Source organism: Flavobacterium sp. (assembly GCF_036759525.1).
Classification (GTDB): Bacteria; Bacteroidota; Bacteroidia; order Flavobacteriales; family Flavobacteriaceae; genus Flavobacterium.
In genome coordinates, this window is the sequence record NZ_DAIOUN010000004.1 from 124,136 (window position 1) to 143,129 (window position 18,994).

The window sequence follows — 18,994 nt, forward strand, 5'->3', positions numbered from 1 at the left end:
GACAGTTGATAGTTGAAGCAGCCGGTAAAGCATCGAATACCGGAGCCGAAGTATCTTGAACCGTTATTGTTTGTGTAGCAGTTCCGATATTTCCACACCCATCAACAGCTTTAAATGTTCTGGTTATAATTGTTGGACAAGAACCGGATACTGCATCTTGGTAAGTTACATTTGAAATTACGGAAGTATCAGTAACAGAACCTCCTAATTGATTAAATTGAGCAATAGTAAGATTGGCTACAACCGAGGAATAAGGTGGTGTGTTTGAAGTAAAGCTTGTGCCACATCCTTGGATAGTAATTGCTGCAGGAGCTACTACAACCGGAGCAATATTATCACCAGCTGAAATCGTAACAGGTAATGTCTTTTGACAATTATTAGCATCAGTAACAGTTACAGTATAAGTTCCAGGAGATAGATTCGTTAAATCTTCTGTCGTTGCACCATTACTCCACAAAATACTATAACTGGGTGTACCACCCGAGATAGTTAAATCTATAGAACCTGATGTAGCTCCTGAACAACCCGGTGAATTGGGAATGGCACTCAACATCAATTCAGTCGGACTATTAATGGTTTGTGTAAATGTATTTGTTAAACCTAATGAATCAGTAACTCTTAGAGTAACAATATTGGTTTGTGTGGTAAATACGTGGGTTGGATTTTGTTGAGTAGAATCTGTAATGCCATCGTTGTTAAAATCCCATGCAAAAGTGTAAGGAGGTGTCCCACCGTTTGTAGTAGATGTAAAATTTACAGTTGTATTGTTACCTACTCTACAAGCTTTGTAAGTGTATTGAACAGCAAGAGGAGCTGCAACTGTAACATTACTTGGGAATTCACATTGTGATTTACTGTAGGAATTACAAGTGTATGAGTTTTGTATGGAAGGATTGTTGGTGGTCCAAACAACTAATATACGAGACAAAGTAATTTCTTGTCCACATACCCAATTGAATGGCCCAAATAATAGACGTTGGCCTGAACCCGGAGTAACGGTTCCCATCCATACATTCAAGGATTGGGTTACACCGTTAATGTTCAAGTCTGCGAACAATCGTACATTGTTAATGTTAGAATTTGAATTCGAGGTATAATTCAGCATGATAAACATGGGCTGAGTTGTACCTGGAGTACAAGTGGTGTTTGTTAAAGGTACACCATTAACATTAGTTAAACTCAAAAAAACTTGGTTCAACGTATAATTATTAGAAGTACAATTGAAGTAATTCTGATAATAATTTGGTGGAGAACCGCACAAACGTAAATCGGGTGTTTGTGTTGTAAATTGAGCAAACAAATTACTAATACTAAAAAGAATTAATGTTAGTAAATAAAATAGTTTTGTTTTCATGATTTACTTGTTTAAGATAAGGGGACAGATGCTATAAACATTACTGTCTTAATTATAATATATAGTACTGGGTTAATATATTTTAGATTCAGATAACTCCCTGTAAGGAAGTCTATTAATACTAACGTTTAAAGACAGAAAGTTTTCTGTTACGTTTTTACCTAAAAAGGGTCTTAGGTTTGAAGGTCTTTTTTCCATAACTTTTATATTAAATAAATTGATAGAGTTTGGGGTTCTATGCTTTTGGACTTTAATTCATGGGTAAAACTAGATACAATACCTATGTAAAGTGTATTTTTTTCTGTAACTAACCAAAAAAGTCGATAAATAACACTGCGTGTGTTTTTCGCAGACCCTTTTTTCGATGAAATACCTCATTTATTGTTGTTTTTCTATTTTTAATCGTTAAATCTTTCTTAATCACGATTCGAAAGTAGAATTTAATTTTAAATAAAAAAAATATTTTATCGATAAAATGCAATTTTTCATCGATAAAGTGTGTTAAATAAAATTTTGTGTACGAAAAATCTGTTAAATAAGGTAGATTATCGATGTTTTTTTTAAGATAATTTTAGTTTTTTATGTCTAAAAAGTTCTACAAGGGTTGTCAATTATTCTGTTTTTTTAGGAATTTTTTATATTAATTCTTATATTAGAACTTTATTTTAACATAGTCTATTGAAGCAATTAGTATTGATAAGGCATGCAAAATCCAGTTGGGATTTACCGGTTCCGGATAAAGATCGTACTTTATCTCTTAGAGGAATTCATGATGCTCATGCAGTTTCCCTAAAAGCTAAAGATTATTTGCCCAATAATTATGTTATTTTTTCCAGTTCGGCTAAAAGAACGATAGAAACAGCAACCCTATTTTCTCAAAATTTACAATGGCCTTTAGAAAGTATTTTTTTTAAAGATGAACTCTATACTTTTGACGGAAAAGAATTGGAAAAATGTATCAAACAGATTTCAAATAGTTATGAAAATGTTATTCTTTTTGGTCATAATGCGGCAATAACAGATTTTGTTAATAAATTTGGAGACGTTTTTATAGAAAACGTACCTACTACCGGTTTGGTATCCATGCAATTCTCATGTGACGATTGGGCCCAATTAGGTAAGGGTATTATTCTTAAAACCCTTTTTCCAAAAAATTTAACTCATGATTAAAGCCATAGATTACAGATACATAGATAGAGAAAAAAGTTGGTTATGTTTTAATGCAAGAGTCCTTCAAGAAGCCGCAGATCCTACAGTTCCTCTTTTAGACCGACTTCGTTTTTTGGGAATTTTTTCCAATAATTTGGATGAGTTCTTCAGAGTTCGCTTTGCAGCCATTCGCCGACTTTCACTTACCAATGAAGCTGATGAGAAACTTTTAGGCGGAATCTCTTCGAAACAACTTATAAAAGATATTACTTCTATTGTAATAAAGCAACAATCTGAAAGTTTACGCATCTTAAACATTATTGAAAAGGAGTTGGAGAGCGAAGGTATTTTTATTATAAATGAATCTGAGATTTCTAAAGAACAGGAAAATTACATAAAGGATTTTTTTATTCAAAAGGTCAGTCCTGCTTTGGTAACCATAATCTTAAATGATTTAGCCGAATTCCCCTTGTTAAAAGATACATCAGGTTATTTGGCCGTTAAGTTGGTTATGAAAGAAAAAATTGAACAAGAGAGTACTTTTTTAGGCTTAAAAAAATTGAAGAAAGATGTTCGTTATGCAGTTATAGAAATCCCAAAAACGATTAATCGTTTTGTGGTTTTACCTTCTAATTCAGATAAACAATATATTATCCTTTTAGATGATGTAATTCGATACAATCTGAACAGCATATTTAATATTTTTGACTATGAGAGTATTTCGGCTCACATGATTAAAATAACCCGAGATGCTCAGTTAGAAATAGATAGTGATATCAGTAAAAGCTTTGCCGAAAAAATATCAGAAAGTGTTCGTGACAGACGCATCGGTGAACCGGTTCGTTTTGTATATGATCAATCAATTGGTAAAGATACATTGAAGTTCTTCTTGGAAAAAATGAAAATTGATTCTACAGATAGTATCATTCCGGGAGGACGTTATCACAATCGAAGAGATTACATGGATTTTCCAAATTTGGGTCGTTATGATTTATTGTATCAAACCAAAACCCCTCTTCCGGTTGATGGCTTGGGATTGGATGGAAGTATTTTACAAAAAATTAGCGAAAAAGATTATCTGGTTAATGCTCCTTACCAATCTTTTGCCTATTTAATTAAATTTTTAAGAGAAGCGGCTCTAGATCCAAAAGTAGTAAGTATAAAAATTACATTATACCGATTAGCCAAAAATTCACAAATTATCAGTTCACTTATCAATGCCGCCAAAAACGGAAAAAAAGTAACCGTTCAAATTGAATTGCAAGCTCGTTTTGATGAAGCTAGCAATATTTCATATGCAGAACAAATGCAAACCGAGGGAATAAACTTAATTTTTGGTGTAAAAGGACTTAAGGTACACAGTAAAATTTGTGTCATTGAACGCTTGGAAGATAAGAAGATAAAGCGGTATGGATTTGTATCAACAGGAAATTTTAATGAGTCTACCGCCAAAGTATATACCGATGTAACTTTATTTACCAGCCATCAACAGATTTTAAAAGATGCCGATAAAGTATTTGATTTTTTTGAAGTAAATTATCGCGTACACCGCTACAAACATTTGATTGTATCTCCCCATTACACTCGTAATAAATTGTATAAACTTTTAGATCGGGAAATAATGAATGCTTTATCCGGTAAAGAAAGTTATATTAAATTGAAAATGAATAGTTTGTCTGATTATAGAATGATTGATAAACTTTACGATGCGAGTAGGGCAGGAGTTAAAATTCAATTGATTGTTAGAGGAATTTGTTGTTTGATTCCCGGAGTAAAAGGCATGAGCGAAAATATTGAAGCAATAAGTATCGTAGATAATTTTTTAGAACATTCTCGCATTTTTATTTTTGGAAACAATGGCAAACCCGAAGTTTATATTTCTTCTGCCGATTTTATGACCCGTAATATTGATGCAAGAGTAGAAGTAACCTGTCCTATATATGACGAGTCTATTCAAAAAGAACTAATAGATAGTTTCGACTTGGGCTGGAAAGGAAATGTAAAAGCAAGACTTCATTCTGAAAAATTAGATAACAAATACCGTGTTCGCAACGAAAATGAACGCGTATTTAGAGCTCAGTTGGAAACCTACAACTATTACAGGAATCAACTTAATGTTATAACAGAAGAAATTTAAACCCCAAATTTTTACGAAATGATTACAATAAAACGCTATGCAGCCATAGATATTGGATCCAATGCCATGCGATTGTTGGTATCAAATATTGTTGAGCAACAAGGTAGAGAACCCCAATTTAATAAAAGCTCATTAGTGCGTGTGCCCATTCGTTTGGGACAAGATGTGTTTACGGTGGGTGAAATATCCGATGAAAACATCAATCGAATGATTGATGCCATGAAAGCCTACAAATTGTTGATGAAAGTTCATAAAGTAGAACACTACAAAGCCTGTGCAACTTCAGCCATGCGTGAGGCCGATAACAACAGAGAAATTGTTGAAATCATCCAACGCGAAGCTGATATCGATATTGACATTATTGATGGGAAAAAAGAAGCCAGTATCATTGCTTCTTCAGATTTGAAGGAATATATAACAACAGATAAAACCTATTTATATGTTGATGTTGGGGGTGGAAGTACCGAGTTTTCTTTGTTTTCCAATGGAAAAATCATTGCATCAAAATCTTTTAAAAACGGTACCGTTCGGATGTTGAATAATATGGTGAATGAAATCGTTTGGACCGAAATTGAAAAATGGATTAAAACACACACCGCTCCTTTTGACGAAATTACGTTGATTGGCTCCGGCGGAAACATCAATAAATTGTTTAAAATGACGGGCAAACAACAAGATAAACCGTTGACCTACCTGGGTTTAAATGCTCAATTTGCCATGCTCAATAAAATGACCTACGACGAACGCATAGCTGAGTTAGGTTTGAATCCCGACCGTGCCGATGTAATCATTCCTGCCACTAAAATCTATTTGAATGCCATGAAGTGGAGTGGAGCTCGCCATCTCTATGTTCCAAAAATCGGACTCTCAGACGGAATTGTGAAGGCAATGTATTATGGGAGAATTTGATAATTATTTTATTTGAAATATTTTATTTTCATATTTTTTTCAATTAATGCTTTTTCACAAAGTCAAAATTCTACATTTCGTATTGAAGCTTTTAAATTAATCGATGAATTTAGTGATGGACCTTGTTTTATAAAATCATATTTAGAAATTGAGGGAGTAACATCTGTTTATTTACAAAGTCTTGATTTAAATGTTGATGTAAAGTTTATATCTGAATTAAAAAGAATTATAAAAAAATCAAAAAAATGGAAATCAATTAAATTTGATTGCTCTGATAAATGTAGAGGATGCGATACGGTTGATAGTATGTTAGTATTAAATGATTCAATTCAAAACGACACTTTATATTTTGTAGATAATTTTAGTAAAATTTATAGCCCTAAAATGCAAAAAGTTTATTCTGATGAAAATCAAAAATTAAAAAAAATTTTCAGTAAGAGTGAAGAGTTAAATCAATTTATTAAAATGAATTTTAATGTGATTTTAGATGAAATATTACGAAAAAAGAACGATTCAATTTCAATTCATTCTATTAAAATAAATGATAAATCAATTTATGAAATTTTTGAATTTACTGAAAATAAATCTCAAATCATAAAAATTAATCAAATCTCAAGTTCAAAAAATTATTATTCACTTAAAATTAATAATCAAATCTTAAAGAAAGAAAATGAGATTTTAGAGTTATTTCCAGATTTAAAAATAGAAACTAATTATAGAAAGAGACTTTTTAAAGATAAAGATGGAAATTACATAATTACAGTAAAAATTGCAGATAATTTAGGCTGGATAACATTTGATATGAATGAAGAAATTATTCAAAATGTAGAAATATCACTTAATTAAAACCACCAATCTACCAATCATAAATCCGCGAACATCCGCTTTTGCAAAACAAATCAAAAAAATCCCTGACACTCTGTTAAATCCGTCCAAACTGTGTTCCATTAAAAGTATATATTGTTCACCCAAATTGACACATTGACTAATTGACCAATTGCCACATTAACTAAACATCCAAATCAAACGTCTTTCGCAACACCTCCAAATTCGGATTGATTTCTTTCATGCGATTGAATTTGTCTTGCGGTGTAAAGGCACGTTTGTTCTCCATTTTTTCATTCACCACCAACTCAATTTCTATGTCGTGGTTGTGTAACATGCCACGCAAGTAGCCTAAAACTTCATTTTTGGTGCGTTCAAATTCAATCTTAGTTCCTTCATTGGGAAGTTCATGCGTGATTTTGGTTCCTTCCAATTTGGGATCGTTTATCAACATAAGCGATTGCATGATCATCTGCCCTCGTTCTTCTAACTTTTGGGCAAATTTATTCCATTGCAACAGCATGTCTGTTTCTGTAAAAGGTTCAGTGGGATATTTAATGGTTTCTCTAACGACTAATTTTTGTGCTTCAGCTAATTCTTTTTTCTGTTTAATACTCGATAAAGAAAATGCAGAAACCTTTGGTTCAGTTGAAAGCGGTGGAATTATCGGTTTGGGTTTTTCTACTGTGTTTTCGGGAACAGTAGGTTTTGGTGTTTCAGTTTTAACTGTCGGTACAACTTCAACGGAAGTGTTGACTACTTCGATCGCACCTAATTGTCCCAAAAAATGAAAGGGTGGAATTATATATCCGTCAACTTTTTTTTTTCTCCATCAAAGGTGATGGAGCCCAATTGCATCAAACAAAGTTCAATAAGCAAACGTTGGTTTTGACTGGATTTGTATTTTAAATCGGTATCGTTGGCCAACTCAATCGCTTTCAATAAAAACTCCTGACTGCATTTTTGAGCTTGTTCGCCATACATTTTTTGAGCTTGTTCTCCGGCTTCCAACAAAGTCAAAGTTGCCGGATTTTTGCAAACCAATAAATCCCTAAAATGAGAAGCCAACCCTTGTATAAAATGATGAGCATCAAATCCACGTGCCAAAATATCGTTAAACGCGATCAACAATTCCGGTAATTTATTGGCTAAAATTAAATTGGTAATGTTGATATAGGATTCATAATCCAATACATTCAGATTCTCTGTAACAGCTTGACGCGTCAAATTAGTGCCGCAATACGAAACCACGCGATCAAAAATGGATAACGCATCACGCATGGCACCATCTGCTTTTTGAGCAATAATGTGCAATGCATCGTCTTCGTATTGAACCCCTTGGTTTTCGGCTACATAGGCCAAGTGTTCTTTAGCATCTTTTACCGTAATCCGTTTAAAATCAAAAATTTGACAACGCGATAAAATGGTTGGAATAATTTTATGCTTTTCGGTGGTTGCCAAAATGAAAATGGCATGTTTAGGTGGTTCTTCCAACGTTTTCAAAAACGCATTGAAAGCTGCCTGCGAAAGCATGTGTACCTCGTCAATAATATACACCTTATATTGTCCGGTTTGTGGCGGTATACGAACTTGGTCAATCAAATTTCGAATATCGTCTACCGAGTTGTTGGAAGCCGCATCTAATTCAAACACATTAAACGCAAAATCCTCATTCGGATCGTCATAACCGGGTTGGTTAATCTTTCGAGCTAAAATTCGGGCACACGTTGTTTTTCCCACCCCACGAGGTCCGGTAAAAAGCAATGCTTGAGCTAAGTGATTGTTTTCGATGGCATTAAGCAATGTGTTGGTAATAGCCTGTTGTCCCACCACGTCAATAAACGTTTGGGGTCTGTATTTTCGGGCAGATACTACAAATTGTTCCATCAAAAAAGTTTGGATGACAAATATAAAATTTAATTATCGATTGGCAAGGGAAGGAGGGAAAATTAGTTAATGTGGCAATGGGGCAATGTGGCAATTGGGTAATGCGTCAATTGATTAACGATTGAAGAATGATGATTGTTGATTACAAGAAAACTATCTGGATTTTTATTTTTTTTGTGTTGATTCATTAATTTAGTGTTTTAATATAATTTTCCATCTTTATAAGTTCTAATGAAAATAGCAATACAGCAAAATAAAATTTCAATAGGTGAGAAGTATAAAATTTATTTAAACAAAGAAAAAGTTTATTTTGCTTCATCAATGCCTTTTAGGTTTTTGTCCATTATTAATTTGTTTAAAGAAATGGAATCAAGACCAAGAATCGTTTTAAAAAAACGTTGGAGTTGGTTTGAAACGAAATATGATATTTTTAGAAATGACCATGAAAAATTAGAATTTAGAACTATAAGTGTTTGGAAGAATCATCATAAATGTAGAGTAGGCCAGGATTATTATGAAGTTTTCGGTCATAGAGGAAAAAAATATTCAGTTTTTAAAAATAATAATCAAATAGCATTTTGGGATAAAAATACTGTAGTTTGGTTTGAAGGAGATAATTATGTAATTACAGCAAATAATGATTGTGATATAGAATTGATAATTTCTTTTTGCTTAATTATTGATAATAAATCTGAAAATGGGAGTAGTAATGGTAACGCTTTTACAATTGATCTTGGTAATATTGGTTTTGAAGCTAGAAAATTTGATGTTAATTGGAAGCCAAAATAATATTTTTTAATTGATAATGATTTTGAATTTAATAAAGTGTAATTGAGTTTAAAACATGTTTTTATTTTTTTAAAATATTGCTTAAAGCAACATTAACAAAATACCTCAAAAGTCCTCAGAACATTCTGCAAGTGTCTCCCAGCTTTGCGGTTTTTTTATTTCAAATAGATACTTGGTTGAAAGCAGTTAAGTGTCGAATGAAAAATTAGCGTTTATTGATTTTTGAACTAAGTTAGCTATCATCACTGAGAACAGACAACCGACATCAGACAACCGACAACCGACAACTGTTCATTACCCTAACGTTAAATCTCTCAATGTTTTACACAAAAGTTTTTTATGTAGAAATAAAGTGTACCTTTGCACCCTGAAAAAAACACAGATGGAATCAATTAGAAACATTGCAATTATTGCCCACGTTGACCACGGTAAGACGACTTTGGTTGACAAAATTATGTATCACTGTCAACTATTCCGTGAAAACGAAAACACCGGTGATTTAATATTAGACAACAATGATTTAGAACGTGAACGTGGAATTACCATCGTTTCTAAAAATGTTTCTGTAGTATATAAAGGTACAAAAATCAACATTATTGATACGCCGGGTCACGCCGATTTTGGTGGTGAAGTAGAGCGTGTGTTGAATATGGCTGATGGGGTTTGTTTGTTAGTAGATGCTTTTGAAGGACCCATGCCACAAACCCGTTTTGTATTGCAAAAAGCCATAGATTTAGGGTTGAAACCTTGTGTGGTTATCAATAAAGTGGATAAAGAAAATTGTACTCCGGAAGAAGTGCACGAAAAAGTTTTCGACTTGATGTTTGAATTGGGTGCAGAAGAATGGCAGTTGGATTTCCCAACGGTTTATGGTTCGGCTAAAAACAACTGGATGTCTGACGATTGGAAAAATGTAACCGATAACATTGAACCGCTTTTGGATATGGTGGTTAATAATGTTCCGGCTCCAAAAGTTTCTGAAGGAACCCCACAAATGTTGATCACGTCTTTGGATTTCTCGTCTTTTACCGGTCGTATTGCGATTGGCCGTTTAGAAAGAGGAATTCTTAAAGAAAATATGCCTATTTCTTTGGTAAAAAGAGATGGCAAAATTATCAAATCAAGAATTAAAGAATTACACACTTTTGAAGGTTTAGGCCGTAAAAAAGTAATGGAGGTAGCTGCTGGAGATATTTGTGCAGTAGTTGGAATTGAAGGATTTGAAATTGGCGATACCATTGCCGATTTTGAAAATCCGGAAGCTTTACAAACCATTGCTATTGATGAGCCAACCATGAGTATGTTGTTTACCATTAACGATTCGCCGTTTTTTGGTAAGGAAGGCAAGTTTGTAACTTCTCGTCATATTAAAGATCGTTTGGCAAAAGAATTAGAGAAAAACTTAGCTCTTCGCGTGGCGGATACCGATTCAGCTGATAAGTTCATGGTTTTTGGTCGTGGTGTATTGCACCTTTCGGTTTTGATTGAAACAATGAGAAGAGAAGGATACGAATTGCAAATTGGTCAGCCACAAGTTATCATCAAAGAAATTGATGGTCAAAAATGTGAGCCTATTGAGGAATTAACCATCGACTTACCGGAGCATGTATCCGGAAAAGCAGTAGAGTTTGTTTCGGTTCGAAAAGGTGAAATGTTAAGCATGGAAAGCAAAGGTGAGCGAATGATTATCAAATTCAATATTCCATCGCGTGGAATCATTGGTTTGAGAAATCAATTGTTAACTGCTACTGCCGGAGAAGCCATTATGGCTCACCGTTTCATTGGTTATGAGCCGTTTAAAGGGGAAATTGCGGGTCGTATCAACGGTTCTTTAATTTCGATGGAGAATGGAAAAGCCATTCCTTATTCAATCAACAAGTTACAAGATCGTGGTAAATTCTTTGTGGATCCAAACGAAGATATTTATGAAGGTCAGGTTGTGGGTGAAAATTCCAGAGGTGATGATATGACCATTAATATTACCAAAACGAAACAGTTAACCAACTTCCGTTCTGCGGGAGCTGATGATAAAACGAAGATTATTCCGGCGATTAAATTCTCTTTAGAAGAAGCTTTGGAATACATTCAAAAAGATGAGTATGTAGAAGTAACACCAAAATCACTTCGTTTGCGTAAAATCTATTTGAATGAAAACGATAGAAAACGTTATAAGTTATAATACAAAAACCATCCGATTGGATGGTTTTTTATTTAGGGACTACTTACTATCATAATCCAAAGTGATTCTTTGTATTTTCCTTGAGCATCTGTGTAATAATATAGGAGTGCCTCTTCCCATGTGTCAAATCGTTCTAAGTATACACTTCGCAATTTGGTATTTGGATTGTATAGGATTTTAGGATTTAAGCCTATCGAATTCAGGTAATTGTAAAACCGATTGGCGTTATAAGGATAAGCAAAAACATTGGCTACAACATAAAATCCTTTTTGTGTTTTAGGTATGGTAACCGGTTTTCCGGCCAATACTATTTTTTTACTTGGATTTTTTTCTTTTTGAATCTTTTCACTAATCTCATTCCAATAAGTTAGCGGGATTTTTGTTGCCTCTCTAAAAGAATCCGTTTTACTATCATTGTTAGCGGATTGCAGGATCGTTTTATCCTCGGTGCTATTCTCTAAACGTGTGTTTTCTTTTGTCGGATTTGGGTTAGAGGTAGTAAAAGCGGAGTTTGAATTTACGTTATTGGCGGTTTTAAGTGAGGAGTTGGAGCTTAAAGGTTCTACAATTTCAACATTTAAAGCTGTAAAAAATAAGGCATAGCGGTCTCCCGTTGATTTTAATTTCAAACTAATTTTTGAAGTATTATTTTCTATTATACTATTGTTTGTATTATCTATGTTTAACAATCCGGCATCATAACCCAAAGTATTACGGCTATTGGGATTTCTATCAGTAAAATAATCATCGTATGCAATGAGCGTGCTGTTAAAAAAGTTGGTTTCCGGTTTTAGTGGATGAGCCAAAGAGGTATATTTGATTTGATTTCCGGATTTGATTTCCAATCGATCTCCGTCCAAACCTTCATCTCCCTCCAAAGCAGCAAAAGCTAATTTAGCATTAACTTTTCCGTTGGGTAACGTATTAAATCCTGTAAATTGAATTTCAACCGGCTTTGTAGTAATTCCGGCAAAACCATCGTAACTAGTAATAAATTTTGCGGTTTCGGTCGTGTCTTCGTAAACAATAAATAGCGACCAACCACCGGCGACACCTCCACTTAATTTTCCCTGAGTAGCCTTTATGTTTGCAACGAAATATTCTCCGTTGGGATTTTCAAGTTCTTGAACCAATGGAGTAACATCTGCATAAACGGCATAGGGAGCACTTTCGGCAAAGTTTTTTTGATTAAGCCCATCAAATATAATTTCACCTACTACCGTTTGGTAATTTTTTTTCCCCGGAAGTTGAATTAAAATGCTATCTATGGATAGTCTGGAATTATCTTCTGCGTGGTATTTCCATTTCCGATTGCGAATTCCTAAGGCATATTTGTAGGTGGCAGACCAGTACAATCCGGCATATATAATTTTTTTTCTCTCAGGATTATTTAAGCTTAAGGTGGCAGAGCTGGAGCTAAATGTAGTCTCAATAGTATCTACATCAATATATGCCATTTCAAATTCATCATTTAACTTGGCTTTTTTACCTATTTCGTTGTAAGGTGTTGTATTGTTTCTAGAATCAACTCGATTAACAATTTGATTAGAAATAAGGGCCATGTCTCCTTTTATGTATTTTTGGAAACGAATTTTAAATGGAGTAGCTATTTGGGCTTCACTGATTAAGGGTGTCAACAAAAAACTACTAACTATGCAAAAAAGTTGGGCAATATCTCTTTTAAACTTCATTTTACAAATGTGAGATTTTTTTACTAAAATAGTAAATATAATCCAACTTAAACCAGAAATAGTATATCGATTTTGAAATGTTTTAACCCTATTTGGTTAATAAGAATTCAAAAGGAATATGAAGTCTTTCTTTCCAAGCATTTTCAGAATGATCGGCTCCTACAAACTTTCGGGTAATCCAATGATTTTCATCAAATCCTTTTGTTTTTAAGATGTTGTCTACTTCTTGTTGTAACGGTTCATAAACCGCATCTAAGGTCTCTGTTCCGTAATCAAAATATATTTTACAAGAATTGGAAGTGGGTAAATTATTTTTTAGATAAGTGTAAAATGCTTCAGGTATTGGATTTTCTTTCATTGCAAAAGTTCCGGGCCAATGCGTAGATAGACAAGCAGCCCCTCCAAAAATTTCCGGATATTCGCATAGGGCATAAAGCGAAATTAATCCACCCATACTTGAACCGGCAATAAATGTATAGGCTTTTTCTTTACGTGTGGCATACGTTTTATCAACAAAAGGTTTCACTTCTTCCACAATAAACTTCAAATAAGTGTCAGAATAAGGTTTAAAGCTTTCTTGGGTTCTTCCGGCTTCTCTTAAAGATTCGGTTACTAGGTTTTTTGCTTTATCACTTAAAGATTCGAATGGTTTTTGCGGGAAATATTCGGGATGTCTATCTTTTCCGGCATTCCAAATCCCAACTACAATTGTATTCTGAATTTTTCCGTCTCTATACAATTGGGTTATGCATTCATCTACGCCCCATTCTTGAGAATTCCATGTTGTTGAAGCATCAAACAACATTTGCCCGTCATGCATATACAATACGGCATATCTTTTTCTTGGGTTGTAATTTTCAGGAAGCCAAACAGCTATAGTTCTTTTTCCTAAGAATTGTGATCCAAAATCGGGATATACTTCTACAATTCCGTTTGAAACGGTTAAGGCTTGACTCAAAAGTTGCATGGGAAATAAAACAAGTGTAAGAAACAGAATTTTGATTGTTTTCATGATATTAACGTTTTAGAGAAAAATGGCCTTTTAAGCTTCTGCCATCTTCAAATTCGGCTACAAACCAATAATCATCAGATGGCATGGGTCTTCCATTGTAAGTCCCGTCCCATCCTAATGTATAATTTTTAAGTTGTTTTAACAATTTACCATAGCGGTCGAAAATATAAATTACAGTGTTGAAATAGTAAAATTCATTCATCCCTTGAATGTTCCAAGTGTCATTATATCCGTCACCATTGGGAGTAAAGAATTTAGGGGCTCCAAGAACCGCTATTATTTCGCTTACAACACCACAACCATTTAAATCTTTTACATACACGGTATATATTCCGGCAACCACATTTTGAAAAACATTTGACGATTGATACAGTCCATTCTCCGAATCTAAACTGTAAACATAATTACCCATTCCGGATACATTGACCGTAACAGAATTGTTCTCGGATAAATCAATTATATCTATACTTTCTATAGTTGCTGGTTGCGAATACACTACTTCTATAATTCTGGATTTCGTACATCCTAGACTAGAAGTTACTTCAACTTCATATATTCCATTTTCATTTACGGTTAAACTGTATGAAGTAGCACCCGCAATTTCTTGGTTATTCTTATACCATTGGTAGGTGTAATCTGAAATTGAACCTGAAAGTAATCCCGGGTCTAAAGTAACAGAATCTACTTCAAAACATATTATATTTTGAAAATTACCCGAAATTGGTGGTAATGGATTTACTATAAAATCAACGGTGGTTGTGGCTTCACAAGAAGGGTTTTGTAAATTAGTCACCACAGCCGTAATCGTTTGTGTGAATGTTTGAAACGTATTAGGAAACGGACTTGGTAATTCGGAACCGTTTTGGGCGAAATAACGAATTTGAACGCCGGTTTGATTTTGTAAAATAGCGTTTTGCAATTGTGAAGTAACAAACGTATAAACTCCATTTTCAAAGCCATCGTCATCACAGGAAACTAGTGCAGAAACAGGGTGTGCTATGGGTAATTGGTCTACATGAAAACGAATGGTTATTTCATCATAACAAGGGCCATTGCTTGCTGAAGTGACTGTATTGGTTACTCGGGCTGTTATAATTTGACTGCCGGTTGCAAATGAGGGAATCGGGTTTATGGGATTATTGTTTTGGTCTCTAAAGGTAACCGATACATCAGCCGGATTTTGAGATCCTAAAAGTTCAGGCAATAATCGTGTGGTATCAAATGTAAAAATTCCATCTTGATTGTCATCACAGGATATGAAATCAACAACCGGATTTGCAACAGGCAAGGCTTCTACCGTAAGTTCAATGTAGGGGCCTAAACCAAAACAACTATTGTCTAAGGTACTTTCTACACGGACCCATATTTGTTGAAATTGAGGGGAATCTGTATTTCTATAATTGACAGGATTTATAGATAAATCAACTCCCTGAGCATTTACTTCTGCCAAAGCATCTGATTCATTTTTATAATATTTTATACTGTAACTCGTACCTGAGGGCAAAACAGAAGTTAACAATTCATTGGTAACACCGCTAAAGTTAAAGGTAGCAATACCATCTCTGTCATCATTTGTGGCGTCTATATAATCGTCGCAAACAAAAAATTGACGTTTAAAAGTTGATGGAATTTGAGTTGCCGAGACAATCACATTGAGCTGTGCTGTTCTATAACAGCCGTTGCTGTTTTCCACACGAACCCAAATAGTTGTATTGGCGGTATTGTAGACAATAGGATTAGAAATTAAATCACTCGGATTGTTTGTTAATGCCCCATTTTCTGTCGTAAAATAAGTAAATACTTCGTTTTCAAAATTCGAAGAAATACTGGCATTTTTTTCTAATAAATTAACTGCAGATATACCATCATTTGAGTCATCCGTATCACATTGAACCAGTAATACCGGTGTAGTAATAGAGGGTAAAGGATATACCGTAAGAGTGGCAAATTCAGACAACAAACCACATGTGTTTCCTACACGATTTAGAAATACTCTATACCTGTAACCATTCATAGAGGTGGTTACGCTGTTTATTTGCAATTGAGCGGTAGTTGTACCACTGTAAATTGCCGAATTGCTCAGGTTATTCCAAGTAGCTCCATTGTCTGAACTCATTTGCCATAGGTAACTATCTGCCGGCGTACCTGAATAGGTAAACTGAACCCATTCGGTATCACAAACCATTTGGTCTTCCGGTTGGGTATCAATGGTAATTGGAGCCGCTGTAATATAATTCGGGTTGGGCGTTGTATAGCCATTTGAAGCATTGGTAACCAATCCGTTAGAGTTTGTTATTACAGTAGTATCCCCTAAAAAGCCATCGTTGTTTCCATCAGAAAATCCTGCTTCTATGACATCAAAACATAAATCATTATCGCTATCCAATTCAATGTAATTAGGGTTTCCATCATTATCCGTATCTACAACAGTGTAATTAAGAATGCCACTATCTGTAAAAGTTTCCAATCCGTTGTATAATCCATTTAATCCCCATAAAGTACCGTCTATTCTTCCGTTAAAGTTGGCGTCAGGAGCGTTTGAACCCGATTCGGTTAAATCAAATATACCATCATTATCACTGTCTAAATCTAAGTAATCCGGTACCAAATCACCATCTGTATCCACAGGAATAAAGCCAGTGCCAAATGCATCACTCATCCCATCATTATTAACATCAACAGCAGTATAGGCAATAGGATTGGATCCTTGTGCTTCCAAATAATCCGGTATTCCATCATTATCGCTATCCAAATCCAATTGATCGGGAATCCCATCTCCATCAGAATCTTTAGGAACACAGGTTGCAGTTAATTTAAAAGTAGCTCGTGATAAATCCTCAGTGTTGTTTTTGTGAATATAAGAAAAAGATGTGGTATTGTGACTTAAAAATTGAAAGTTACCAGTGCCAGCTGCAAGTGGAACAGCCGCATTTAATCGGAATCTTATTTGGAAAGAAGAATAAGAGGTTACTCCGCTTTCATAAACGCCATCATAATTTGTATCAACCAATAGTTGTCCGGTTGGATTTAACAAAGTAATGGTTTTATCAATATCGGTTTGAATGATGAATTCTCCGGCTGAAGATAGTAAGTTCGCCGCATTTGCGGTATCTACATAGGTCATGCTAATACTCAAAGGTTGAGCAAAAGTGAGGTTGTATGTAACTGAATTTCCAATACCATTAGCAGGTTGTGAAACAAAGCTTCCATCATTGGCACCTGTAAAAGGTATCGGATTCCCTACATAAGTTAGAGTTCCGTTGTAAGAGTTTGAATAAGTGCCAACCGATAAATTTCCGGAGTTAATATTTTGCAAGGGAAAAACCAAATCACCATAGGATTCTGTACAATTGCTAATTCCATCATTATCTAAGTCAATATCGATATTATCATTAACTCCATCATTATCAGAATCAGCCGGGCAACCACTCACCGGAATCTCATCAGAAATTAAATTGATACCACATTCAGATAATGTTGCCGATAAAAAGTACAATCCGGGTTGAGTTGGACTGTAATTGGGATTGGTAGCACCGGGAATGGGTTGATTGTTAAAATACCATTGATAGGTGTCAAAAGGAGATAATGTATTTACCGATAAATTTACGTTAGGTATACAATTTTCGGCACTAACATCCAATCGATTGAATGCAATTTCAGGTTTGAATGTAAATCCGGAATAATAACCGCCATATGTAGCTGCGTCATTTGATCCAAAATAAGAAATGTACAATTGTTTGTCTGCAAAAACAGATACATTTCCGGTAATTCCTGTTAATCGATACGAAACATAGTTGGGATTTCCAACAATATTAAAAGGACCTTGTGCATTTATGGATGCAGGAAGATTGAATAATGTGTAATTGGTTCCATTTATGATAAACGAAATATTCGCTCCGGTTTCTGTTACAATATTAACTCCGCTATTGGTTGTGTAGGAAATAGAACCAATAAGGTTTATAAAAGGAATATTATCAATAATTTTTGGGGTTTGACAGGATAATGGTGGTACAAAATACATTTCTTGATTGGCTTGCGAGTTTCCACCTACTCCTTGATAAGCAAAAATATTTTTGGATGTTTGCACATATAAATTGCCATCAATACTATAATTAGATCCATCCAAAGCGATGTATTGTCCGGCATCTATTACATAATCTGGAGTCCCAGTATTGCCGTTTAGAAAGATTTGCGTGTTGTTTTCGTGAGCAACCAATAAGGGTCTTTCTGTAATGTTTTCACCAAATCCACGAACAAAAATATATTCGTTACCAATGCGTTCTACGGGCACAATTTGATCAAACCCTAAATCCAAATTGTTATCAATATTTCCATTTGTACCTGCAAAAGAACCGCAATTCACCGTTATAGGTTTGTCTGAAGAAACCAGAGCACCAATTAGTCCGTCTCTGTTGGCTTGAGTAGGACCGGTAACGGCTAATACGAAACTTTGACCTCGGTTTAACAGAACCGGAGCCGGATTGTTACCTACACCGGGGTTGTTGATTAGTTGAACTCCGGGTTTAATATCGCTAAAAGTTACCGTGGTATTATTTTCTGTAGCTAAAACCGATACAAACGTTAGGTGGTTATTGGTAATCCCGGAAATTCCCGTATTGACAAAAGCACCTATTCTGAATTGTGTCCCTAATCCGGCTAAGCCTTTGGAAACCAAACCGCTTGCTTGAAAATTCTGGGTTGAGGCAGTTAAGCGAACGGCAACATATATTTGGTCTTCCGCTTCAATAATAAAGCCTTTGTTATTTAGTACATTATTAATTGAAGCATTGTTAACATGTAGTGGTGTGTTGGTTCCAAAACCTACATTATAGATATAAGGAGTATTTCTGGAAACTGTTCCATTGATAATTCCTCCTCCAATAGGATTGATAGTAAAATTTATCGGTGTTAAACTTGGAGAAGAAATATAAATAAATTGATTCTGTACAGGTTGATTGTCTGTTCCTCCAATAGGTGGAATATAATGGGTTTTACTAAATTGGGCAAAACCCAATGAAGTAAACAACAAAAATAAGGCTAAAAATTTTTTCATGTTCTTTTT

13 protein-coding genes are annotated in these 18,994 nt (G+C 34.6%); 6 read left to right on the top strand and 7 right to left on the bottom strand.

Features of this window, described 5'->3' with window-relative positions; genetic code table 11:
* Positions 1-1,354: PKD domain-containing protein (locus V7M80_RS05170; protein ID WP_333694527.1), on the bottom strand; the 1,354-nt coding region annotated here is incomplete at its 3' end.
* A 678-nt stretch (positions 1,355-2,032) separates the two neighbouring features.
* Here V7M80_RS05170 and V7M80_RS05175 point away from each other — a divergent pair.
* The 4 genes from V7M80_RS05175 to V7M80_RS05190 are packed head-to-tail and all read left to right on the top strand — an operon-like array spanning position 2,033 to position 6,395.
* Positions 2,033-2,524, top strand: a complete 492-nt coding sequence (locus V7M80_RS05175) for a SixA phosphatase family protein (RefSeq protein WP_333694529.1) — start codon at positions 2,033-2,035, stop codon at positions 2,522-2,524.
* Positions 2,517-4,640, top strand: coding sequence for a polyphosphate kinase 1 (ppk1, locus tag V7M80_RS05180; protein ID WP_333694530.1), 2,124 nt, complete (start codon positions 2,517-2,519; stop codon positions 4,638-4,640). Before V7M80_RS05175 ends, ppk1 begins: the two co-directional genes overlap by 8 nt.
* Before the next feature lie 18 nt (positions 4,641-4,658).
* Positions 4,659-5,549, top strand: a complete 891-nt coding sequence (locus V7M80_RS05185; protein WP_333694532.1) for a Ppx/GppA phosphatase family protein — start codon at positions 4,659-4,661, stop codon at positions 5,547-5,549.
* A 12-nt stretch (positions 5,550-5,561) separates the two neighbouring features.
* Positions 5,562-6,395, top strand: a complete 834-nt coding sequence (locus tag V7M80_RS05190) for a hypothetical protein (RefSeq protein WP_333694534.1) — start codon at positions 5,562-5,564, stop codon at positions 6,393-6,395.
* A 163-nt stretch (positions 6,396-6,558) separates the two neighbouring features.
* Here the strand turns inward: V7M80_RS05190 and V7M80_RS05195 are convergent, their stop codons facing one another.
* The 3 genes from V7M80_RS05195 to V7M80_RS05205 form a co-directional block, all read right to left on the bottom strand.
* Positions 6,559-7,158 carry a DNA polymerase III subunit gamma/tau gene (locus tag V7M80_RS05195; RefSeq protein WP_333694536.1) on the bottom strand — a complete coding sequence of 200 codons (600 nt, stop codon included), beginning with the start codon at positions 7,156-7,158 and terminating at the stop codon, positions 6,559-6,561.
* Between the two features lie 17 nt (positions 7,159-7,175).
* On the bottom strand, positions 7,176-8,261 hold the full coding sequence (dnaX, locus tag V7M80_RS05200) for a DNA polymerase III subunit gamma/tau (protein ID WP_333694537.1): 1,086 nt from the start codon (positions 8,259-8,261) through the stop codon (positions 7,176-7,178).
* Positions 8,262-8,323: 62 nt separating this feature from the next.
* Positions 8,324-8,449 (bottom strand): hypothetical protein, encoded by a 126-nt coding sequence (locus V7M80_RS05205; RefSeq protein WP_333694538.1) that lies wholly within the window; start codon positions 8,447-8,449, stop codon positions 8,324-8,326.
* Between the two features lie 43 nt (positions 8,450-8,492).
* Between V7M80_RS05205 and V7M80_RS05210 the strand changes: the two genes are divergently transcribed.
* Positions 8,493-9,050, top strand: a complete 558-nt coding sequence (locus V7M80_RS05210) for a hypothetical protein (RefSeq protein WP_333694540.1) — start codon at positions 8,493-8,495, stop codon at positions 9,048-9,050.
* A 382-nt stretch (positions 9,051-9,432) separates the two neighbouring features.
* On the top strand, positions 9,433-11,229 hold the full coding sequence (gene typA, locus V7M80_RS05215; protein ID WP_333694542.1) for a translational GTPase TypA: 1,797 nt from the start codon (positions 9,433-9,435) through the stop codon (positions 11,227-11,229).
* A gap of 32 nt (positions 11,230-11,261) precedes the next feature.
* Here the strand turns inward: typA and V7M80_RS05220 are convergent, their stop codons facing one another.
* From V7M80_RS05220 to V7M80_RS05230, 3 genes are all read right to left on the bottom strand, one after another.
* Complete coding sequence (locus V7M80_RS05220) at positions 11,262-12,920, bottom strand: hypothetical protein (RefSeq protein WP_333694543.1); 1,659 nt, start codon at positions 12,918-12,920, stop codon at positions 11,262-11,264.
* 88 nt (positions 12,921-13,008) lie between these two features.
* Complete coding sequence (locus tag V7M80_RS05225; RefSeq protein ID WP_333694545.1) at positions 13,009-13,932, bottom strand: alpha/beta hydrolase; 924 nt, start codon at positions 13,930-13,932, stop codon at positions 13,009-13,011.
* 4 nt (positions 13,933-13,936) lie between these two features.
* Positions 13,937-18,985 (bottom strand): T9SS type B sorting domain-containing protein, encoded by a 5,049-nt coding sequence (locus tag V7M80_RS05230; protein WP_333694546.1) that lies wholly within the window; start codon positions 18,983-18,985, stop codon positions 13,937-13,939.
* Between the last annotated feature and the right edge of the window lie 9 nt (positions 18,986-18,994).